This is a genomic window from Nucisporomicrobium flavum (assembly GCF_016464385.1).
In the GTDB taxonomy this organism is placed as follows: domain Bacteria; phylum Actinomycetota; class Actinomycetes; order Mycobacteriales; family Micromonosporaceae; genus Actinoplanes; species Actinoplanes flavus_A.
In genome coordinates this window covers 316037-336981 of the sequence record NZ_JADMLH010000009.1, presented here as the reverse complement: position 1 = coordinate 336981, position 20945 = coordinate 316037, and the positions used below count along the sequence as shown (strand labels likewise).

Annotated in this window: 19 protein-coding genes and 1 pseudogene; 8 read left to right on the top strand and 12 right to left on the bottom strand. The window is 71.8% G+C overall.

The window, feature by feature from the left end; all coding sequences use genetic code 11:
* Positions 1-157 precede the first annotated feature (157 nt).
* Both IT780_RS43220 and IT780_RS23225 read left to right on the top strand, forming a co-directional pair.
* A pseudogene (locus IT780_RS43220) lies at positions 158-805 on the top strand (LAGLIDADG family homing endonuclease); the annotation flags it as partial.
* Positions 806-1033: 228 nt separating this feature from the next.
* Positions 1034-3550 carry a DNA gyrase/topoisomerase IV subunit A gene (locus IT780_RS23225; RefSeq protein WP_307831332.1) on the top strand — a complete coding sequence of 839 codons (2517 nt, stop codon included), beginning with the start codon at positions 1034-1036 and terminating at the stop codon, positions 3548-3550.
* Between the two features lie 371 nt (positions 3551-3921).
* Here IT780_RS23225 and IT780_RS23220 read toward each other — a convergent pair whose 3' ends face one another.
* Positions 3922-4359, bottom strand: a complete 438-nt coding sequence (locus IT780_RS23220; protein ID WP_307831326.1) for a MarR family winged helix-turn-helix transcriptional regulator — start codon at positions 4357-4359, stop codon at positions 3922-3924.
* A 70-nt stretch (positions 4360-4429) separates the two neighbouring features.
* On the opposite strand from IT780_RS23220, the gene IT780_RS23215 reads away from it, so the two are divergent.
* Positions 4430-4798, top strand: a complete 369-nt coding sequence (locus tag IT780_RS23215) for a cupin domain-containing protein (RefSeq protein ID WP_199513723.1) — start codon at positions 4430-4432, stop codon at positions 4796-4798.
* Between the two features lie 279 nt (positions 4799-5077).
* Here the strand turns inward: IT780_RS23215 and IT780_RS23210 are convergent, their stop codons facing one another.
* Positions 5078-5287 (bottom strand): hypothetical protein, encoded by a 210-nt coding sequence (locus IT780_RS23210; RefSeq protein ID WP_199513722.1) that lies wholly within the window; start codon positions 5285-5287, stop codon positions 5078-5080.
* Between the two features lie 60 nt (positions 5288-5347).
* Entirely contained in the window at positions 5348-6178 is an 831-nt protein-coding gene (locus tag IT780_RS23205) for a class I SAM-dependent methyltransferase (protein ID WP_199513721.1), read from the bottom strand.
* Positions 6179-6291: 113 nt separating this feature from the next.
* Between IT780_RS23205 and IT780_RS23200 the strand changes: the two genes are divergently transcribed.
* A complete protein-coding gene (locus IT780_RS23200) occupies positions 6292-7545 on the top strand; it encodes an ROK family protein (protein ID WP_199513720.1) in 1254 nt (417 codons plus the stop codon).
* Between the two features lie 125 nt (positions 7546-7670).
* Here IT780_RS23200 and IT780_RS23195 read toward each other — a convergent pair whose 3' ends face one another.
* From IT780_RS23195 to IT780_RS23160, 8 genes are all read right to left on the bottom strand, one after another.
* Positions 7671-9074 (bottom strand): GH1 family beta-glucosidase, encoded by a 1404-nt coding sequence (locus IT780_RS23195; protein WP_199513719.1) that lies wholly within the window; start codon positions 9072-9074, stop codon positions 7671-7673.
* 68 nt (positions 9075-9142) lie between these two features.
* Complete coding sequence (locus IT780_RS23190; protein ID WP_199513718.1) at positions 9143-10153, bottom strand: ABC transporter ATP-binding protein; 1011 nt, start codon at positions 10151-10153, stop codon at positions 9143-9145.
* Entirely contained in the window at positions 10150-11235 is a 1086-nt protein-coding gene (locus IT780_RS23185; protein WP_199513717.1) for an ABC transporter permease, read from the bottom strand. Before IT780_RS23185 ends, IT780_RS23190 begins: the two co-directional genes overlap by 4 nt.
* A gap of 3 nt (positions 11236-11238) precedes the next feature.
* Positions 11239-12219, bottom strand: coding sequence for an ABC transporter permease (locus tag IT780_RS23180; protein ID WP_199513716.1), 981 nt, complete (start codon positions 12217-12219; stop codon positions 11239-11241).
* Entirely contained in the window at positions 12216-13322 is a 1107-nt protein-coding gene (locus tag IT780_RS23175) for an ABC transporter ATP-binding protein (protein WP_199513715.1), read from the bottom strand. The genes IT780_RS23180 and IT780_RS23175 overlap by 4 nt, the downstream gene beginning before the upstream one ends.
* 80 nt (positions 13323-13402) lie before the next feature.
* On the bottom strand, positions 13403-15085 hold the full coding sequence (locus IT780_RS23170; RefSeq protein ID WP_199513714.1) for an ABC transporter substrate-binding protein: 1683 nt from the start codon (positions 15083-15085) through the stop codon (positions 13403-13405).
* Positions 15086-15245: 160 nt separating this feature from the next.
* Complete coding sequence (locus IT780_RS23165; protein ID WP_199513713.1) at positions 15246-16265, bottom strand: LacI family DNA-binding transcriptional regulator; 1020 nt, start codon at positions 16263-16265, stop codon at positions 15246-15248.
* Positions 16266-16493: 228 nt separating this feature from the next.
* A complete protein-coding gene (locus tag IT780_RS23160; protein ID WP_199513712.1) occupies positions 16494-17330 on the bottom strand; it encodes an NAD-dependent protein deacetylase in 837 nt (278 codons plus the stop codon).
* A 152-nt stretch (positions 17331-17482) separates the two neighbouring features.
* Between IT780_RS23160 and IT780_RS23155 the strand changes: the two genes are divergently transcribed.
* The 3 genes from IT780_RS23155 (at position 17483) to IT780_RS23145 (ending at position 19992) form a co-directional block, all read left to right on the top strand.
* A complete protein-coding gene (locus tag IT780_RS23155) occupies positions 17483-17965 on the top strand; it encodes a hypothetical protein (RefSeq protein WP_199513711.1) in 483 nt (160 codons plus the stop codon).
* A gap of 171 nt (positions 17966-18136) precedes the next feature.
* On the top strand, positions 18137-18844 hold the full coding sequence (locus IT780_RS23150; protein ID WP_307831325.1) for a hypothetical protein: 708 nt from the start codon (positions 18137-18139) through the stop codon (positions 18842-18844).
* Positions 18845-18951: 107 nt separating this feature from the next.
* Positions 18952-19992, top strand: a complete 1041-nt coding sequence (locus IT780_RS23145; RefSeq protein ID WP_199513710.1) for an App1 family protein phosphatidate phosphatase — start codon at positions 18952-18954, stop codon at positions 19990-19992.
* Between the two features lie 3 nt (positions 19993-19995).
* On the opposite strand, the gene IT780_RS23140 is transcribed toward IT780_RS23145, so the two are convergent.
* Positions 19996-20187, bottom strand: coding sequence for a hypothetical protein (locus tag IT780_RS23140; RefSeq protein ID WP_199513709.1), 192 nt, complete (start codon positions 20185-20187; stop codon positions 19996-19998).
* 17 nt (positions 20188-20204) lie between these two features.
* Between IT780_RS23140 and IT780_RS23135 the strand changes: the two genes are divergently transcribed.
* Positions 20205-20849: a hypothetical protein gene (locus tag IT780_RS23135; protein ID WP_199513708.1), complete on the top strand. Its 645-nt coding sequence runs from the start codon at positions 20205-20207 to the stop codon at positions 20847-20849.
* The last annotated feature ends 96 nt before the right edge of the window (positions 20850-20945 follow it).

Below are 20945 nucleotides of genomic sequence, written 5' to 3'. Positions count from 1 at the left end.
CACGCTGGTCTCCACGCCGGAGGGCCTGCGCCCGATCGAGTCGTTCGAGGTCGGCGACCTCGTGCTCGATCCGGGTGGTGCCGCCGTGCCGGTGACCGCCGTGTACGAGAACCCCGGCTCGGAGCTCGTGAAGGTCACCTGGTCCAACGGGTCGTCCATGGTCGTCACGCCCGGGCAGCGGTTCCGCGTGGTGTCGGACGACTACCGCACGGAATGGGTGCCCGCCCGCGAGCTGGAAGGTCGCCTGACCGTCGGCTTCGGCGACCGGCGCGCCGCGGAGACGACCGGTGTTCTGGACCTCTACGCCTATGTCCGCGGCCTCGTCATCGCCGAGGGGTTCTCGGTCGACCGCCATCGGCCCGCCGACGGCCGGGTCCGGCTCCACATGTGCGACGTCGAGCCTCTCGACACGGCGCACGCGTGGGCGATCGAGGCCGGCGTGAACGTGTCCCGAGGCAAGCGCCGAGCCGCCCAGCCGACCTATCGCGACCAGCACATCCTCACGTTCGGTCGGCACGCCGGTCTGCTCGAGGTGGGCGGCGCTCTCAGCGACGCCAAGCAGGTGCCCGCGGACGTGCTCCGTGACCGCAAGTCGTGGGTCTCCTTCCTCGCCGGCTACTTCGACGGCGACGGTTACGTGCGCAAGCGCAACCGGGAAGTCGTCTTCGTCAGCACGAGCATCATCCTGCTGCGCCAGATCAGTGCGATGCTTGCCGACCTCGGCATCGTGAGTCACCGCTGGGCACGCGAGAGCGGTGACGGCCACAAGACGCTTCACGGACTGTCGGTCTCGGGCCGTGACGCCCAAGCCCTCGCCGCGCTGCTCCTCCCCGCCGTCCGCATCGGCTACAAGCAGGACGGGCTGCGGAACCTCCTCGAGCTGACCTACCGGTACGGCGGCAAGCAGGGCAGCGACCGCCTTCCGGCCCAGCGTCTCTTCCAGGAGTTGTCGGCGGCCCATCAGGGCGGCGGATGGTTCCGTGATTCCGACGGCCGGGCCTTCCGCGCCGGGCTGGCGGCCGGCGGCGCGGCGGTGCGCTACGGGCGTGATCGCCACGGGAAGCCGCTCGCCGAGCGGACATTCCCGTTGTGGCGTGCTCAGCGCGACGGGTGGATCGAGAAGCTGCAGCGCATCGGCTCGCCGCTCGGTGCTCGCCTGGAGGCGCTGTGCGGGTCGTCCTTCGTCGAGGTCGTCTCGGTCGAGCCGGTGGAGCCGGACACGACCTACGACATCCAGGTCGGCTCCGAGGAGCACGCCTTCGTCGCCGAGGGCCGCGTGGTCCACAACTGCATGGGTAAGTACCACCCGCACGGCAACCTGGCGATCTACGACGCGATGGTGCGTCTGGCGCAGGACTTCTCGCTGAACGTCCCGCTGATCGACGGCCACGGCAACTTCGGTTCCCCCGACGACGGGCCCGCCGCTGAGCGGTACACCGAGGCCCGGATGTCGCGTGAGGCGATGCTGCTCGTCGGCGAGCTCGGCGAGGGCACCGTCGACTTCAAGCCCAACTACGACGGCTCCGAGCGCGAGCCGAAGGTGCTGCCCGCAGCCTTCCCCAACCTGCTGGTCAACGGCACGTCGGGCATCGCGGTCGGCATGGCCACCAACATGATCCCGCACAACCTCGGCGAGGTCGTGGCGGCCGCCCGGCACCTGATCACCACCCCCGAGGCCGACCTGGACGAGCTCATGCGCTTCGTGCCGGGCCCGGACCTGCCCACCGGCGGGCAGCTGCTCGGGCTCGACGAGGTGCGCCGGGCGTACGAGACGGGCCGCGGCGTGGTCCGCATGCGGGCCCGCGCCCAGACGGGGCCGCTGGAGGGCGGCCGTGGCCGGCAGGCCATCACCGTGGTCGAGCTGCCGTACGGCGTCGGCACCGAGAAGATCATCGAGGCGATCACCGACGAGGTGAAGGGCAAGCTCATCGTCTCCGGCCCGAGGAAGGGCCAGCGCCAGGCCGCCCGGCTGCAGGGCATCGCGGACGTCAAGGACCTCACCGACCGCGAGCACGGCACCCGGCTCGTCATCGAGTGCAAGGTCGGCGTCAACCCGCAGGCGCTGCTCGCCGACCTGTACAGGCTGACCCCGCTGGAGTCCTCCTTCGGCATCAACAACCTCGTGCTGGTCGACGGCCAGCCGCGCACCCTCGGGCTCAAGGAACTGCTCGAGGTGTTCCTGGCGCACCGCTACGAGGTGGTCACCCGGCGCACCACGCACCGGCGGACGAAGCGGCAGGACCGGCTGCACCTCGTCGACGGCCTGCTCATCGCGCTCATCGACATCGACCGGGTGGTCGCGATCATCCGCGGCAGCGACGACGCCGCGGCTGCGAAGGCCGGCCTGATGAGCGAGTTCGGCCTGTCCGACATCCAGGCGACGTACATTCTGGACACCCCGCTGCGGCGGCTGACCCGCTTCGACCGGATCGAGCTGGAGACCGAGCAGCAGCGGCTCAACGAGGAGATCGCCGAACTGTCCCGCATCCTCGACGACGAGAACGTGCTCAAGCAGGTCGTCTCGGATGAGTTGGCCGAGGTCGCGGCGGAGTTCGCCACGCCCCGGCGCACCACGCTCATCGACGGCGACCTCAAGGAGGTGCTGGCCGCCTCCGCGCCGGCCGGGCCGCTGGAGGTCGCGGACGACCCTTGCCAGGTGATCCTCTCGGCCACCGGGCTGATCGCCCGTACGGCGGCCGAGAGCGAGGAGGCGACGGAGGTTCGCCGCCGCAGCGGCCGGGTCAAGCACGACGCCGTCCGCGCGGTCGTGCACTCCACCGCCCGCGGGCGGGTTCTGCTGATCACCAGCCAGGGCCGGGCGTTCAAGACGGACGTGTTGCCGCTGCCGGTGCTCCCCGAGCAGTCCGGCACGGTGTCGCTGCGCGGCGGCATGTCCGCCTCCGAGCTGATCCCCCTCGAGAAGGGCGAACGCGTCGTCGGCCTGGCCCCGCTCACCGCCGGCGACTCCCCGGGCCTGGCCCTGGGCACCCGCCGCGGCGTGGTCAAGGTCTGCGCGCCGGAATGGCCGGTCCGCTCCGACGAGTTCGAGGTCATCACGCTCAAGGACGGCGACGAGGTGCTCCAGGCCGGCTGGCTCACCGACGGCTCCGAAGCCCTCGTCTTCGTCACCTCGGACGCGTCCCTCCTGCGCTTCCCGGCGAAACTCGTCCGCCCGCAGGGCCTCAAGGGCGGCGGCATGGCGGGCATCAACCTGACCGCGGGCTCCGAGGCCCTCTCGTTCAACGCGGTCAGCACCCAGGACCCCCAGCACGGCGAACCCATGGTCGTCACCTCCACGGGCACGCAGGTGAAGGTCACCCCGTTCGCGGCGTACCCGGCCAAGGGCCGAGCCACGGGCGGCGTCCGCGTCCAGCGCTTCCTCAAGGGCGAATCCCGCCTCGCGGTCGCCTGGGTGGGCCCCCGCCCGGTCGGCGCCAGCACCACGGGCGACCCGGTCGACCTCCCGGACCCGGACACCCGCCGCGACGGCTCGGGCGAGGCGGTCCTGATGGGCCCGCAGATCGTCGGCCACCTGATCGAACGCGGCTGACCGACGCCGGCGGCCGGCCCCCGGCCCGCCGCCGGCATCCCCGGCCCGTCGGCATCCCCGGCCCGTCGGCATCCCCGGCCCGTCGGCATCCCCGGCCCGTCGGCATCCCCGGCCCGTCGGCATCCCCGGCCCGTCGGCATCCCCGGCCCGTCGGCATCCCCGGCCCGTCGGCATCGTTCGCTTGCAGTAGTGCTGCGCGGGAGAGGGGTTGGCCTGCGGTCTTCGTGGGCGAGCAGCACGATCGAGCGCGGGCCTGGCCGTTCCGGCTCGCGGCCGAGCCGTCTGTCGCGAGCCCGGCTCCCGGCTGAGCTGTATGTCGCGGGGCCGTCGCTCATCGGTGCGCGTTGTGACCGGCTGCGCCGCGGTGGCGGCTACCAGGCGGGCCGGAGGCGGCCCGGCCTGCTCAGCTTCGCGAGGTCCGTTCGCAACGCCGCCAGCCGCTCCGGTCCGATGTCGTCCGCCCACGGCCGCAGCACCTCGTCCGCCGCGTCGTTCGCGGCTCGTGTGCAGGCCCAGCCCTTCTCGGTGAGCACGATCAGCCGGGCTCGGGCGTCGTCCGGGTGGGGGTGGCGTTCGACGTAGCCCTTGGTGACGAGCTCCTCGACCATCTGGCTGGCCGCCTGCTTCGTGACGTCGAGGTGTTCGGCGAGCTGCGCCACCGTCGCGCCGCCGAAGGAGATGCGGGAGAACGCGAAGCCGTGTGCCGGTCGCACGTCCGTGAAGCCGCGGGCGCGTACGCCGTCGTCGATGCCGTCCACCAGGGAACGGGCCACGCCGAGCAGCAGGACCGGGAGATCGAGGAGTTCCACGGGAAGCAGTTTGACATAGAAGTCAATTTGCTTGACTATATGGTCAAGTAGCTTGACCAAGGGAGGCGTCATGGCAGTTGTCAGGGAAGCGGTCGCTCACGAGTTGCACGGGGCGACGTTCCATTCCTTCGTCGCGCCGTCGTCGGGCAGCCGGGAGCTGTGCGCGTGGCGGTTGGAGGTCGCCGGCGGTACGGCGGGAGTCGAGCACCGGGTCAGCCGGGAGGAGGTGGTGTTGCTGATCTCCGGAGAGCTGGAGGTGGCGGTCGACGGCGTACCGGGCACGCTGCGGCCGGGCGAAGTCGCATTCGTGCCGGCAGGGGCGACGTTCCGGGTCGACAACACGTCGGGCGACGCGGCGACGGCGTGGGTGACCACGAGCGTCGGCCTGCAGGCCACCATGCCGGACGGCTCATCGATCAGCCCACCGTGGACCCGCTGACAGCGAGATTCCAGGTGGCACGGCGAGGCCTCGGCGCCCGCGGCGAAAAGCCGGCGCCCGTAGCAAGAGTCCGGCGCTCGCAGCGAAAAGCCGGCGCCCGCGGCAAAAGGCCGGCGCCCGCAGCGAAAGGCCGCAACGCACGCCCGTAGCCAAGCTCGCAGCGAAAGATCGACGCCCGCGACGAACCCCGCAGGCCGAGCGGCAGCGTTCAGCCACCGCCACGTCCACAGCGCGCCCGTCCGGTCCCATGGCCCGGCGGGCGCGCGGCGCGGCGGCTGTTTACTTCGACGGCTCCGGGATGTCGCACTTGATCTTCGGGTTGACGCCCAGCCAGTTGAGCGGTCCGGCGACGACGGTCACCACGACCGTGCCGGCTTTCGCGCAGCTGGCGTCGCCGGTGTCCTTGAAGTAGCCACGTTCGAACGCGGCGACGGCGCCGAGCACGAGCCAAAGGATGACGATGAATGCGCCGATCGATCCTGCGCGCATCGGGGGCCTCCTGCTTGAGGTGGGGGAGTGGCCCGCGACATACCCAGGACGCGTCGATCTCTAAACTGCGGCGCGCACGGCCTGCAGCGTGTACGTGTGCGGCAGCCGCCGGGGCCGGTCGGTGACCTGCCATTCGCCGCCGGGGAGCAGCGTCATCGTGCCGGGCAGCGCCTCCCACGGCACGCTGTCGTGCTCGACCAGCCCGGTGATCGTCATGCCCGCCTCGAGCAGCGCCGTCACGATCTCGCCGAGGCCGTGGTTCCACTCGTGGGTGACGGTGTGCACGAACTCGTGGTCGGTGTCGACGTACGTGCCGGGCTCGTCCCAGACCATCGGCTCGGCGTGCTCGAAGTACGGGTACTCGATCACGAGGCGGCCGTCGGCGCCGACGTCCTGCAGGGACCACAGGACCGGGTGTCCCTCGCGGATGAACAACCGGCCGCCCGGGCGCAGCAGCGCAGCCACGACCCGCGCCCACCGCCGGATGTCGGGCAGCCAGCCGAGCGCGCCGATGCCGGTGTAGACGAGGTCGAACCCGCCGGTGCCGAGGACGTCCGGGGCGCCGTACACGTCCGACTCGACGAAGTCGATCTCGGTGCCGGTACGGTCCGCCAGCTTGCGGGCCTCGGCGAGCGCGGCCGGCGAGAAGTCGAGGCCGGTCATGGTCGCGCCCAGCCGGGCCAGCGACACGGTGTCGCTGCCGATGTGACATTGCAGGTGTACGCCGCGCAGCCCGGCGATGTCGCCCAGCAGCGGCCGGTCGAAGCGTACGACGTCGCTGAGGTGCCCCGGGTCGGCGGCGAACGCGGCGAGGTTGTAGCCCGTCGAGGCGGCGTGGGCCGGGGCGCGTTCGTCCCAGTTGGCGCGGTTGACGTCCAGGTAATCGGTCACGGGGGCCGACCGTACCCCAGCTCGGGCGCGGGTTCGCCCGGTTTTCGCGCCGGGCCGGCGGCAGGCCATCATGGGGGGTGTCAGATGCGGGTCGACAAAAGGCGGGTGCGGGCTTGGAGACCAGGCGTACGACGGTGCGGGACGTCCGACGCGCGAACCGGGCCAGCCTGCTCACGGACCTGTTCCACGGCGGCCGGCAGAGCCGGCAGCAGCTGGGCGACACCACGGCGCTCAGCCAGGCCAGCGTGAGCAACCTGATCGGCGAGATGATCGACGAGGGCCTGGTCGAGGAGGCCGGCCTGGTCGGTTCGGACGGCGGTCGGCCGCGCGCGCTGCTGCGGGTCGCCCCCGGATTCGGGTACGTCGCCGGCGCCGACGTGGGCGAGTCCCGCGTCCTGGTCGAGCTGTACGACCTGGCGATGTCCCGCCTCGGCGTGGTGGAGTACGCGCTCGGCGCCGACGGCCCGGTTCCCGAGGTGGCCGCCGCGAAGCTGCTCGAAGGGCTGGACGCGGTGGTCGCCGAGGCGGGCATCGAGAAGTCGGCAGTGCTCGGCTTCGGGGTGGGCGTGGCCGGGGTGGTGGACCAGGCCGGGGACGGCCCGGTGGTCCACTCGCAGACCACCGGCTGGGACGGCGTGCCGCTGGGACGCATGCTGCGCGAGGGCGCCGAGGTGCCGATCTTCGTGGAGAACGGCGCGAAGACGGTCGGCCAGGCCGAGATGTGGTTCGGCGCGGGCCGGGGCGCCCGGCACGCGGTCATCGTCATGGTCGGCACGGGCGTCGGCGCGGCGGTCGTGATGGACGGGCGCAGCTACCGCGGCGCCAACAGCAGCGCGGGGGAGTGGGGACACACCACCCTCGTGTACGACGGTGACGTGTGCCGGTGCGGGGCGCGGGGGTGCCTGGAGGCGTACATCAACTCGGAGAGGGTGATCGCCCGGCTGGCGGAGGCGACCGGCCGGCAGCCCGAACCGAAGCTGCTGACCCGGATGCTGGCGGCGGACGGCCCGCTCGACGAGGCGGCCGCGCAGGTCATCCGCGAGACGGTCGGTTACCTCGGCGCCGGGATCGCAGGCCTGGTCAACCTGTTCTCGCCGGAGCGCATCGTGCTGGGCGGCCCGGCGGGCCTGGCTCTGGGAGAGCGTTTTCTTCCGGACATCCGGGACGCGGCCGCCCGGAACGCCCTGCGGCAGCCGTATTCGCGTACCCGGATCGAGCTCTGTCAGCTCGGACCCGACGCCGTCGCGATGGGCGCGGCCACCCTGCCGATCGCCCGCCTCCTCGCCGACGGCGGCCTGCCGGCGAGCGCCGGCCCGGCACCGATGTCCCGGGCGGCCCACCGCCGGTCCCTGAGCCGCGGCCGCTGATCACAAAACGCAAGCCCGCGGAAGCGTCCCGCAAAGCCGGGATCGCCCCGGCAAAGGCCGCGGGAACGCACAAAGCCGACGCAAAGAGGGCGCGACCGAAGCCGCGCCCCCCAGCGAGATGACCGTCAGACCCCGCGCATCCGGGCGATCGTGTCGCGGTACCACAGCGCGGACTGCTTGGGCGTCCGCGTCTGCGTCTCGTAGTCGACGTGCACGATGCCGAACCGCTTGGCGTACCCCTCGGCCCACTCGAAGTTGTCCATCAGCGACCACGCGAAGTAGCCCCGGATGTCCGCCCCCTGTTCCCGGGCCGCCGCCACCGCCGCGATGTGCTCCGCCAGGTACGACGTGCGGTCGTCGTCGGCCACGTACCCGGTCTCGTCGGCCCGGTCGTCGAAGGCCGCGCCGTTCTCGGTGACCACGATCGGCAGGCCGGGGTAGTCCTGGTGCAGGCGGACGAGCAGCTGGGTGAAGCGTTCCGGGGTGATCGGCCAGTCCATCGCCGTGCGGGGACGGTCGGGCAGGATGGCGCGGACGACGGGCAGGCCGTCGGCGTCGACCGTGTTGCCGTTCTCGTCGGTGCCGCTGAAGTCCTGGCCGAAGTAGAAGTTCACGCCGAGCACGTCGAACGGCGTCGAGATGATCTCCAGGTCGCCGTCCTGCACGGGGAACGCCGAGCCTCGCGCGGCCAGGTCGTCCACCATGTCCTGCGGGTACGCGCCCTTGCGCAGCGGGTCCAGGTACACGCGCAGGCCCATGCCGTCGGCGCGGCGGGCGGCGTCACGGTCGAGCTGGCTGTCGGTGGCCGGGTCCGCCGTACCCATGTTGAGCGTGATGCCGTACGTGTGCTCGCGTGTCGCCGCGGCCCGCATCCGCTGGGTCGCGAGGCCGTGGCCGAGCAGCAGGTGGTGCACGGCGGCCAGGCCGGCGTCGAAGTCCTTGCGGCCCGGTGCGTGCACGCCGGTGACGTAGCCCAGCCACGCCGAGCACCACGGCTCGTTCATCGTGGTCCACGTGCCGACCCGGTCGCTGAGCTTGTCGAAGACCATCATCGCGTAGTCGGCGAAGCGGTACGCGGTGTCGCGGTTCGGCCAGCCGCCCGCGTCCTCCAGCTCCTGCGGCAGGTCCCAGTGGTAGAGCGTGACCCACGGGTCGAGGCCCGCGGCCAGCAGCTCGTCGGTCAGCCGGTCGTAGAAGCCGAGTCCGGCCGCATTGACCGGGCCGCGGCCGTGCGGCTGCACCCGCGGCCAGGCCACCGAGAAACGGTACGTGTCCACGCCGAGGCTCTTGATCAGGGCCACGTCCTGCGGCATCCGGTGGTAGTGGTCGCAGGCCACGTCGCCGTGGTCCCCGTCGACCACGGCGCCGGGCACCCGGCAGAACGTGTCCCAGATGGACGGCGTGCGCCCGTCCTCGGCGACGGCGCCCTCGATCTGGTACGAGGAGGTGGCGACGCCCCACTTGAACGACGGGGGGAAGTCGGCTGCGGGCAGGAGCAGCCCGGGGGCGGAGCTGACGGTGGGGTTCATGGTTCTCCTGGTGGGGATGGATAGAGAACGGCCCCGGCGCGCAGGCCGGGGCCGTCGGTGGCCGGTGGTCAGCCGACCGGCTGCTGGGCGGGGTGCAGCCAGCAGGCCACGGTCCGGGCCGGGCCGTCGGGTGTGTCGGGGTGGCCCAGCACCGGGATGTTGTCCGCGCACGGGTCGAACGCCTTGGGGCAGCGCGGGTGGAACGAGCAGCCCGTGGGCATGCCCTTGAGGTCCGGCGGGGAGCCGGGGATGCCGGCGAGCTCGCGGCGCGGCCCGCGCAGCGCCGGGAACGACCCCAGCAGCCCCGCGCTGTACGGGTGCAGCGAGTCCTTGTACAGCGCGGACGCCTGTGCCTCCTCCACGATGCGGCCGCCGTACATGATCGCGATGCGGTTGGAGAACTCCACCAGCAGCGACAGGTCGTGCGTGATGAAGATGACCGAGAAGCCCAGCCGCTCGCGCAGCTCGATGAGCTGGCCGAGGATCTGCCGCTGCATCACCACGTCCAGCGCGGTGGTCGGCTCGTCCATGATGACCACCTGCGGCTGCAGGATCAGCGCCATGCCGATCATCACGCGCTGGCGCATGCCGCCGGAGAGCTGGTGCGGGTAGGCGTCCATCCGGTCCGGCGAGATGCCGACGAGCTTGAGCATCTCGCGGGCCCGGGCGTTGCGGCTGTGCGCCGACATCTTCGGGTCGTGCGCGGCCAGGACATCGGTCAACTGCGTGGAGATCTTGTGTACGGGGTTGAGCGAGTTCATCGCCCCCTGGAACACGATCGCCGTCTCGGCCCACCGGAACTTGCGGAGGCCCTCGTCGTCCAGGCTCAGGACGTCGTACGGGTCGCGGCCGTCGGGGTGGTAGATGACCTCGCCGCCGCTGATGACCCCCGGCGGGGCGAGCAGCCGGGTGAGGCCGTACGCGAGGGTCGACTTGCCGGAGCCGGACTCGCCGGCCAGGCCGAGGACCTCGCCGCGGTGCAGCGTGAGGTTCACGTCGCGGACCGCGTGCACCGCCTGGTCGCCCAGGCCGTAGTCGACGTTCAGGTTCTTGATCTCGAGGACGGGCGCGCCGCTCACTGCGTGGCCTCCTTGCCGCGGTTCACCGGCGTCGCCGCCGCGGAGTTGATCGTGGGGATCGGCCGCGCGTGGGTGTGCGGCGCCGACGAGTTGCTCAGCACCGGCGTGAAGCCGACGCGCATCCGTACGGTGTGGCCGGAGGCGGTCTTGACCTTGGTCTTGCCGGCGCTGCGCAGGCGCGGGCTGACGAACTCGTCGATGCCGAAGTTGATCAGCGAGAGCGCCGTGCCGAGGAACGCGATCGCGAGACCGGCGGGGACGAACCACCACCACGCGCCCTGGGCGAGGGCCTGCTGGCTCTGCGCCCAGAACAGGATCGTGCCCCAGTTCCAGCTCGTGACCGACCCGATGCCGATGAAGGCCAGGGTGATCTCGGAGGTGACCGCGAAGATCACCGTGCCGACGAAGCCGGAGGCGATGATGGCGGTCAGGTTGGGCAGGATCTCGAAGAGGATGATCCGCCAGGTCGACTCGCCGTTGGCCCGGGCCGCCTCGACGTATTCTCGCCGCCGCAGCGAGAGCGTCTGCGCTCGTAGCACCCGGGCGCCCCAGGCCCACGACGTGAAGCCGATGATCAGCGCGACGAGGGTGTCGCCGCCGCCGGGGGCCGCCGCGGTCACGATGATGATCAGCGGTAGCGCCGGGATCACCAGGAACACGTTGGACAGCGCGGAGAGGCTGTCGTCCCAGCCGCCGCCGAGGTAGCCGGCGGTGACGCCGATCAGCACCGACAGGATCGTGGCGAGCGCGCCGGCCGCGAGGCCGACGAGCATGACGCCGCGGGTGCCGACCAGCACCTGGCTGAAGACGTCCTGGCCGAGGTGGGTGGTGCCGAACCAGTGGTCGGCCGAGGGCGGGGCGGTGAGCGCCGGGCCCCGGGCGTCCGGGTCGTACGGCGCGATCCACGGCCCGATGATCGCGAACAGCAGGTACAGGCCGAGCACGACCAGGCCGGTGGTGGCCTTGGCGTTGGCGACGAAGCGGAACCGCTTGCGCTTGGCCTTCGCGGGCGTCGGCTCGGGCTGGGCCATCGCGCCCTGCCCGGGGATGACCTGCTCGACGCTGGAGGTGGGGATGCTCACCGGTCAGCCCTCCTTGCGGGTACGGGGATCGAGCAGCAGGTACACGACGTCGGCGATGAGGTTCGCGACCAGCACGGAGATCGTGATGACCAGGAAGATGCCCTGCATCAGCGGGTAGTCCTTGGCGCCGACCGCCCGGAACAGCAGGAAGCCGAGGCCCGGGTACGAGAACACGATCTCCACCAGCAGCGTGCCGCCGACGATCATGCCGAGCGCCAGCGCGAAGCCGGAGACGTTGGGCAGCAGCGCGTTGCGGGCCGCGTAGCTCAGCGACACCCGGCGGTCGGACAGGCCCTTGGCGTGCGCGACGGTGATGTAGTCCTCCGACGCGACGGTGACCATCATGTTGCGCATGCTGAGGATCCAGCCGCTGACCGACGAGATGAGGATCGTCAGCGCGGGCAGCAGGCTGTGCCGGATCGCGCTCGGGATGAAGTACTGGTCCCAGGCCGGCACGAGGCCCGGCTCGTAGCCGCCGGACGACGGGAAGAAGCTGTCCGGGCCGGCGAGCAGGTAGATCGCCAGGAGGCCGAGCCAGAAGTACGGCACCGACGAGAGGAACGTCGTGGTCGGCAGCAGCCCGTCGATCCAGGAGCCGCGCCGCCACCCGGCGAGCACGCCGAGGCCGGTGCCGATGAGGAAGCTGATGATCGTCGTGATGCCGACCAGCGCGAGGGTCCACGGCAGCGCGTCGCTGATGACCTCGGACACCGGCGACGGGAACGCCGTGAAGGACAGCCCCAGGTCGCCGTGGAACAGCTGCTGCCAGTAGTCGATGTACTGACTCCAGATGCTGGCGTCCTTGTCGAGGCCGAACAGCACGTAGAGCGAGTTGATCGCCTCGGTGCTCATCTGGCCCTGGAAGCGGGCGAGCAGCGACTTGACCGGGTCGCCGGGGATCATCCGGGGGATGAAGAAGTTGATGGTGATCGCGGCCCACGCCGTGAAGACGTAGAACAGGATCCGCTGGACCAGGTACCTCATCGGGCGCCCTCCACGTTCACGATGCCCGCGGCGGCTGCCGATCCCGGCGGCTGCTCGGCGACCGTGGCCGGGTCGTACAGCCAGCAGGCGGCCCAGTGGCCGGGGGCGTCGCCGATCTCCAGGCGGACCGGCAGGTCGGTGGTGCAGCGCGGCATCGCCATCGGGCAGCGCGGGTGGAACCGGCAGCCGGCGGGCGGGCGGATCAGGCTCGGCGGCTCGCCGTTGCCCCGGTCCCCGGCGTCGCCGAGCATGTTCTCGATCCGGTCCGGGTCGGGCGCCGATTCGATCAGCAGCCGGGTGTACGGGTGCGCCGGCGACTGCGTGACGCTCTCGCTGTCGCCGCCCTCGACCATGCGGCCGGCGTACATCACGAGGGTCTCGTCGGCGAAGTAGCGCGCCGACGCGATGTCGTGGGTGATGTAGAGGATGGCCAGGTTCAGCCGTTCCTTCAGGTCCCGCAGCAGGTTGAGCACGCCGAGGCGGATCGACACGTCCAGCATGGACACCGGCTCGTCGGCGAGCAGCGCCTCGGGGTCCGCGCCGAGGGCCCGGGCGATCGCGACGCGCTGCCGCTGGCCGCCGGAGAGCTCGTGGGGGAACTTGTCCAGGTAGCGCTCGGGCGGCGTCAGGCTGACCCGGTTGAGCAGGTCGGTGAGCGCGCTCTCGAGGTCCGCCGCGGAGCTGCCGGCGTTGCCGTGGATCTTCAGCGACCGGGTGAGGTGGTACCGGATCGTGTGCACCGGGTTCAGCGACGCGAACGGGTCCTGGAAGATCATCTGGACGCGGCGGGCGTACGCCCGGAAGGGCCTGCCGCTCTTGACCCGGGTGGACTCGCCGTGCAGCTGGATGTCCCCCGCGGTACGCGGGTACAGCTGCGCGAGCAGCCGCGCGACCGTGGACTTGCCGGAGCCGGACTCGCCGACCAGCGCGACCACCCGACCACGCCGCAGGGTGAGGTTCACGTCGTCGACCGCGTGCACGGCGTCGTGCTCGCGCTTGAACAGGTCGCGCAGCTTCCGGCGGACGGGGAAGTGCTTGGTCAGGCCGATCGCCTCAAGCACCACCTCGCTGGCCGGCGCTTTCGCGTCGGGGCTCAACGTCATGTCGAGTTCCTTTGAGGAAAGGGGTCGGAACCGCCGCGGTGCCGCCCCCGGGACGCGGGTCCCGGGGGCGGCGGTGCGGATCAGGAGTTGGCGGGCTTGAGGTGCAGGACGACGTCCAGGGCGTTGGCCTGCGTGGGCTGGCCGGCGCTGTACGGGTTGGTGTCGTCGGGCCAGCCGACCCAGTTCTTCGTGCTGTACGCCATGCCGATGTTGTCGGCGCCGACCGGGATCATCGGGGCCTGCTCGACGAACACCTTCTGGATGGTGGCGAGCGCCTTGGTCCGCGCGGCGTCGTCCGTGGCGTTGGCGTAGTCGGCGAGCGCCTTGGTGGCGTCGTCGCTCTTGAAGCGGCCGAAGTTGCCACCCGGGGAGGCGGTGCCGACCGGCTTGAGCAGCTTGCCGTCCATGACCGTCTGGTAGAGGTTCCACGGCGTGGCGCCACCGTTGGTCCAGCGGAAGGTGGCGTCGAAGTTGCCCTCCTCGACGTTGCGGAACCAGGCGTCCTGGTTCGCCTTGTCGACGGTGGCCTGGATGCCGATCTCGGCGAGGTTGCTCTTCACGATCTCGAGCGAGGTCTGGTAGTCGGACCAGCCGCTCGGGTCGGTCAGGGTGATCTTGACCGGCTTGCCGCTCGGGTCGCTCAGCGTGGTGCCGTTGAGCTTGTAGCCGGCCTCCTGCAGGAGGGCCTTGGCGCCCGCGACGTCGACGGTCGCGTTCTTGCCCTTGTACTCCTCCGCGATGTACGCGTCACCGGCCGGCGAGGGCAGACCCGTCACGCTGGTGACCTGCGGGTGGAAGTACCCGGCCTCGGCCTGGTTGAAGATGTCCTCGCGGTTGATGACCATGCCCATCGCGCGGCGCAGCTTCGGGTCGTCGAACGGCTTCTTGGTGGTGTTGATGTAGAGGCCGTGGATGCCGAGGACCGGCGGCGCCCAGACCTTGTAGTGGGCCGGGTCCTTGTCGATGAAGACCGTCTTGTAGTTCGGGATGAAGACGAAGCTCCACTCGTTGGAGCCGTCCGACAGCGCCGTGGTCTGCGCGTTGTTGTCGGTGTACGAGGTGTAGCGCAGCTCCTTGACCTGGGGCAGGTCCTGCCAGTAGCCCTCGGTGCGCACCGACAGCGTGGTGGTCTGCGGGGTGAAGGACTTCAGCGTGTACGGGCCGGAGCCGACCGGGTTCTTGTTCGGGTCCTTGCTCGGGTCGCTGATCTTCTCCCAGACGTGCTTGGGCACCATCGGGGTCTGGCCGAGCCAGGTGTCCTTGTAGACGAACATCGAGCTGGTGAACGTCACGGTGACCGTGTTGCCGCTGTTGCTGACCTCGCCGTACGGGATGGCGGCGGTGTTCAGGGCTTCGTTCTTCTTGATCAGGTTGAAGGTGAAGGCGACGTCGTCGCCGGTGACCTTCTGCCCGTCCGACCAGGTCGCGTTGTCGCGGACGGTGATCGTGACCTTCTTGAAGTCCGGGGACCAGTCGGCCTTGGTGGCCAGCCACGGCTTCGACGGGTCCGCCGGCTTGACCGGGTTCCACATCATCAGCGGCTCGTAGATCATCCAGCGGTAGCCGAGCGAGGCGCCGGCCGACGTGGTGAGGAACGGGTTGTGGTTCTCCGTCTGCGGACCGTTCGGCATGCCGACGGTCAGGAAGGTGTTGCCGCCGGACCCGTTCTTGTTGCCCGCGTTCGGCGAGTCGCTGCAGGCGGCGAGCCCGCCCGAGGCGAGCACACCCGCCAGGGCGACCGCGAACAGTTTCCTTCTCTGCATCTCTAAATCTCCTCAGGTAATGCGATATCGGGTGAGAGGGGGTGCCCGAGGAAGGGCGGGTACGGCCGGCCGCTGGAGGCGGTCGGCGTGCGAGGTCCGGTGCGGCTCTTCTCAGGTGGGCGTCGCTGCCGCTGGGTCGGCGTGGAGGGGAACCCCGGGTTCAGGTGGTGGCGGCCGGTCCGGCTCCGGTCGAGCCGCGGGCCATGAAGGTGGCGGGGATGACGGTCGGTCGGTTGGGCAGGGGTGAGCCCTCGAAGTGGGCGAGCAGCGTGCGTGCCGCGGCCTCGCCCATCTCGCGCAACGGTTGGTGCACGGTGGTCAGCGGCGGCTGGGTGTGCGCCGCCAGCGGGATGTCGTCGAAGCCCACCACCGCGACGTCCTGGGGGATGCGCCGTCCACTGTCGAGGATCGCCTGCATGGCGCCGGTGGCGGAGAGGTCGTTGTGGGCGAAGACGGCGTCGAAGTCGAGCCCCGCCTCGATCGCGGCGTTCACGCCCTCGAAGCCGCAGGCGATGGTGAAGTCGCCGGGCAGGATGTGGCCGGCCGGGATCGGGTGGCCCGCCTCGGCGTACTCGGTCGCGAAGCCCTCGAGGCGCTGCACGGTGCAGCCGAAGCGCTCGGGGCCGGCGATGACCAGCGGCTTGTAGCGGCCGATCTCCAGCAGGTGTCGCGCCGCCGCGCCGGCGCCGGTGAAGTGGGTGGTGCCGACGCTCGGGATCTGCATCGGCTGGACGTCCCGGTCGTCGATCAGCACGACCGGCAGCCCGCGGGCGTGCAGCGTGGCGATGTAGTCGAGGGTGCCCTCGGGCTCGATGACCAGCAGGCCGTCGAAGCTCTTGGCCGAGACCTGGACGCCGAACTGGCGCATGGACTCCTCACCCCGGTTGCAGGTGAACAGCAGCAGCCCGTAGCGCTCGGTCTCCAGCACGTCGACCGCGCCCTGCAGGACCTCGCCGATCCACGGCCAGGTCAGGGAGGGGACCAGCATGCCGACGACCCGGGTACGCCCGCGGGCCAGCCCGACGGCCCGGGAGCTCGGCACGTATCCGAGTTCCTCGATGACCTTGCGGACCCGGGCGGCGGTGGACTCGTCCAGTTCACCCTTGCCGTTGAGGACCCGGGACACCGTGGTCTTGCTGACCTTGGCCCGGGCCGCCACATCGGCGATGGTGATTGGCACTGGTCCTCCGACTTGTGTCCGTGGGGTAAACCGCAGGTTCGGAACCGGTTTCGGGAGCGGTTCCGGCAGTAAACTCCGGTGAGCCGCGTCACGTCAACGCGTCGGCGTCTTTATTTAGGTTTCGAGACGATAACCAAGGGGAGACTCAGGCGTTTACCGGCTTCACACGCCACCACGAACCGGGCGAATCACCCGCCGGCCGCAGGCCCTCCCGTGACCGATCCGTGATCAGTGGGCCGCGGGGACTCCTTCGACGCGCCGGACCACCTCGGGCAGCACCCGGCCCAGCGGCGCGTCGACGATCAGCTGCGCGTACGGCGTTCCCCGCGTCTCGCCCTGGTTGACGATCGCCACCCGGATCCCGTCCTTCGCCGCCCGCAGCACGAACCGGCGGCCCGACATGACGGTGAGCGACGAACCGAGGACCAGCAGGGTCCGCGCCCCGGCGACGAGCTCGAAGCTGCGGCTCACCCGGGCCGGCGGCACGGTCTCGCCGAAGTACACGACATCGGGCTTGAGCATGCCGCCGCAGGCCGTGCAGTCCACCACCGTGAAGCCGTCCAGCTCGGCATCGTCGATCTCCACGTCGCCGTCCGGGTTCACGGCCGAGACCGCCGCGGCGAAGCCCGGGTTCGCGGCGTCGAGCCGCTCGCCGAGCTCGGCCCGGCCGGTCCGCCGGCCGCAGTCCAGGCAGACGATCCAGGCCAGGTTGCCGTGCAGCTCGACCACCCCGTGCGCGCCGCCGGACTGGTGCAGCCCGTCGACGTTCTGCGTGATGATCCCGTCGACGCGGCCCAGCTCCTGCAGGCGCGCGACCGCCCGGTGCCCGTCGTTCGGACGGGCGTCGCCGATGGTGCGCCACCCGAGGTGGCTGCGCGCCCAGTAGCGCCGGCGCGCGATCGGATCCCGGGTGAACGCCTGGTAGGTCATCGGGGTGCCGGGCCGGGCGGCGCCCGACGGGCCGCGGTAGTCCGGGATGCCGGACTCGGTGGACAGGCCCGCGCCGCTCAGCACCACGACACCGCCGTCGGCGCACCACCGCGCCAGCTCCTCGACTCGCTCCACCCCACCATGGTCCCTCACGACCGGCCGCACGCCGCGAGACGCCGGTCACGGCGGCCGGGGCCCGTCCGGTGGCGTTCACCCGGGGGAGTGGGACGAAGTACTCAGTCGATGCGATCTGTGCACGGACCTGCGGATCACGGTAGGTTGATGCCGTGGCCGACGTCGTGCGCCTGCTTCCCCGTCACTGGGACGGGCGCCGCCTGCTGCAATTTCTCGCCGGGCTGGCGCTGATCGCGCTCGCGTTCGCCACGCCGGCACTGTCCGCGACGCCCGACGCCGGCACCTCCGGGACCGTGGTCACCACGGTCGATGCGCCGCTGGACGCGAGCCTCGGCGACCGCGTGCTGGTGCCGGAGGGTGACTCCCGGCCCGGTTCCGCGCCGTCGGGCGAGGAGGCCCGCGCCGCCGCCGTCGCCGGCCTGGAGGCCCGCGCGGCCACCTCCGGCGAGACCGCGACCGCCTCCGGCGGCTCGGACGGCACCGTGAACCCCGACGCCTCCCGCGCCGGGACGGCCGACGCGCCCGCCTTCTCCTCCGACGCGGCCGGTCCGGCCAAGCTCTGCGACCGGGACGTGCCCGGCCTCGACGGTGCCGCCCAGCGCCCCTACGCCGGGCGTGCCCCGCCGCGGGCGTAGCGGCCACCGGCGAAGAAACCCTCCCGTGACGCCCACGGGCCGGCGTGCGCGCCTGCCCCGCCCGTGTGAGCGTCGCCCCGGTGGTCCGCGGCGAGGTGCTGTGCCCGTACCCGCCGCGGCCGCCCGCCCGTCATCAGCGAAGCCCGACGCACGAGGAAACCGGTGTTGACCGTGGAGACCGCTGCCGTCATCTGGATGATCATGCTGCTCGCCGTCGCCGCCGCGACGGCCGCTGTCGCCGTGCCGCGCCGGGAGGCGCGCGCCGGCCGTCACCCCGCCCCGCCGTCCGCCGCCGAACGGTACGCCGATGAGGTGGCCGCGGCCGCCGATCACGCCGCCGGGGTCGCCCGGCGCAGCCGCGTCGCGTGGGAGATCGCGCAGGAGGAGGTCGACGCCGCCTGGGCCGCGTACGACGCCGCCGACCGCGAGGCCCGTCGCTGCCGGGCGGCGGCCGTGTTCCCGGTGCTCCGGCAGCGCCGCACCCGGGCCGAGATCGCCGACCGCACGCGTTGCCTGCACCGCTCGGCGCTCGCTGCGTGCCGCCGCAAGGAGCTGTCGATCGCCCAGCTCAACGAGGTGCTCGCGCACCGCGGCCCGTGGAATCCGCGCAAGCATCCGGTCGCTCAGGAGACCGCCTTGCGGGCCGCCGTCGCCGAGCATCGCTTGGCCGCGTACCGGGCCGCCGTCGAGCGGGAGCGGTCGGCGTGGGCGGAGGCCGAGAAGGCCGCCGTGGCCCTGCGCAGCCTGCGCGCGGAGGCGCTGGCCGCGACGATGAGCGCCGGGCGCGACCCGCGGCCCGAGGACGCCCGGCGGGCGGAGCAGTGGAGCCCGGCCGAGCCGGTCGCCCGCCCGGCGAACGCGCGCCTGGCGGTGCACTGACCCTCCGGAGTGGACCCCGGCCCGCGCCTTCGCCGGTTGCGGCGCGGGACCCAGGCGGGCCGGGTACCGTCACAGGGGCCCTCGACGACGAATGGCAGGAGGCCGAAGTGTCAGTGACCCCGGCGGGCCGTCCGCCGGCCGTGCGGCTGCACCGCGCGGCCCGCATCGAGGACGCCGTCCACGAGGTCGTCGAGCGGCGGCTCCGGCAGCGCGGCTGGCGGCCCGTGATCACCGCCTACACCGGGTACGGTGCCCCCGGCTGGGCCCGCGTCATGGCCCGCGTCGTGCTCACCCGTCACTCGCAGGTCCCCAAGCGGCTGGAGAAGGTCCGCGGCTGGCGCAGCTTCACCACGTCACCGGTCAACAACGCGCTGGTGGAGATCCAGATCGGCGACCAGGTGCACCAGACCCGCACCGACCGCAGCGGGTACGTGGACACCAGGGTCAAGGGCGAGCTGGAGCCGGGCTGGGCGTGCGTACGCCTGTCCACCGAGGGCGCGGAGCCGGTCGAGGCGCCGATCCGCGTGGTGGACCCGGCCATGAAGTTCGGGGTCATCAGCGACATCGACGACACCGTCATGGTGACCGCGCTGCCCCGGCCCCTGCTGGCCGCCTGGAACACATTCGTGCTGGACGAGCACGCCCGCATGGCGGTCCCGGGCATGGCGGTGCTCTACGAGCGGCTGGTCAACGCCCACCCCGGCGCCCCGGTCTTCTACCTGTCGACCGGCGCGTGGAACGTGGGCCCGACGCTGACCCGGTTCCTCTCCCGGCACCTCTACCCGGCCGGGCCGTTGCTGCTCACCGACTGGGGACCGACGCCGGACCGGTGGTTCCGCAGCGGGAGTGAGCACAAGCGCAACACGCTGGCCCGGCTCGCCGGGGAGTTCCCTGACATCCGGTGGCTGCTCGTCGGCGACGACGGCCAGCACGACCAGGAGATCTACTCCGAGTTCGCGCACGCGCACCCGGACAACGTGGCCGCGGTCGCGATCCGTCGCCTGTCGCCGACCCAGGCCGTGCTGGCCGGCGCGATCCCGGGGCCCACGGGCAACGCGGAGGCCGTCGGCTCCGGGGGCAAGACGTGGTTCTCCGCCCCGGACGGCGCCGGCCTCTGGTCGCTGCTGCGGGACTCCGACGTTGTCTAGGCGTCAGCCCCCGGCGCCGGCCCCGGCCTCCGGGTCCGGGGAGGTCCCGGACGTCTCCGCCACCCGGGCGTGCAGCCGCTCCCGGATCTCGTCCGGCGTGTACGCCCGCCGCCGCCGCTCCTGCCGTGCCAGCACCACACCCGTGGCGGCGACGCCCGCCAGCCCGGCCAGTCCCGCTACTTTCCACCAACGCATCTGCCGAGGATAGACACGTGGTTGCCGGGATCAGCCTCGACGAGGCCATCGACCTGACGCGTACGGGTGACATCTGGATCTTCCGGGGCCGCTCGGGCCCGGACCGTGCCATCCAGGCGATGACCAACAGTCCGGTCAACCATGTGGGCATGTCCGTCGTGATCGACGACATGCCGCCGCTGATGTGGCACGCGGAGCTGGGCAAGTCCCTGCCGGACCTGTGGTCGGGCACGTTCCAGCGCGGCGTGCAGCTGCACGACCTGCGCGACGCGGTCACCGTGTGGGCCAAGCGGTACGGCCAGCGCGGCTGGCTGCGTCAGCTCGAGCCGCCGGTGGGCAAGGACATGGAGGACAAGGCGCTCAAGACGGTGGCCCGCCTGGACGGCACGCCGTTCCCGTCGAGCGCGCAGCTCGCCTGGCGCTGGGCGCGGGGCCGGGTGCCGCTGATCCGCCTGCCCTGGCAGCAGGACAAGCCGGAGCCGGACGACCTCGAGACGGCGTACTGCGCCGAGGTGGTCGCGGTGACGTACGAGGACATGGGGCTGCTGCCGCGCGGCAAGCAGCCGAACTGGTACGACCCGGGCCGCTTCTGGAGCGGCGACGACCTCGAGCTGTGCGACGGTTACCGGCTGGGCGAGGAGATCTCGGTCAGCATCCCCTGACGGTGCTCCGTCCTCAGAGGACCGCCGAGCTGACCGTTCGGGCAAGTCCCTGGGAACGGCGAGCGGCCGCCCGCAGAAGCGAGCGGCCGCGCGACA

Excerpts from the sequence above, each read along its gene's own strand:
- IT780_RS23215 (WP_199513723.1), top strand. The coding sequence starts at position 4,430 with ATGGCAGTTGTCAGGGAAGCGGTCGCTCACGAGTTGCACGGGGCGACG.
- IT780_RS23210 (WP_199513722.1), bottom strand. The coding sequence starts at position 5,287 with ATGCGCGCAGGATCGATCGGCGCATTCATCGTCATCCTTTGGCTCGTG.
- IT780_RS23195 (WP_199513719.1), bottom strand. The coding sequence starts at position 9,074 with ATGAACCCCACCGTCAGCTCCGCCCCCGGGCTGCTCCTGCCCGCAGCC.
- IT780_RS23180 (WP_199513716.1), bottom strand. The coding sequence starts at position 12,219 with ATGAGGTACCTGGTCCAGCGGATCCTGTTCTACGTCTTCACGGCGTGG.
- IT780_RS23175 (WP_199513715.1), bottom strand. The coding sequence starts at position 13,322 with ATGACGTTGAGCCCCGACGCGAAAGCGCCGGCCAGCGAGGTGGTGCTT.
- IT780_RS23170 (WP_199513714.1), bottom strand. The coding sequence starts at position 15,085 with ATGCAGAGAAGGAAACTGTTCGCGGTCGCCCTGGCGGGTGTGCTCGCC.
- IT780_RS23140 (WP_199513709.1), bottom strand. The coding sequence starts at position 20,187 with ATGCGTTGGTGGAAAGTAGCGGGACTGGCCGGGCTGGCGGGCGTCGCC.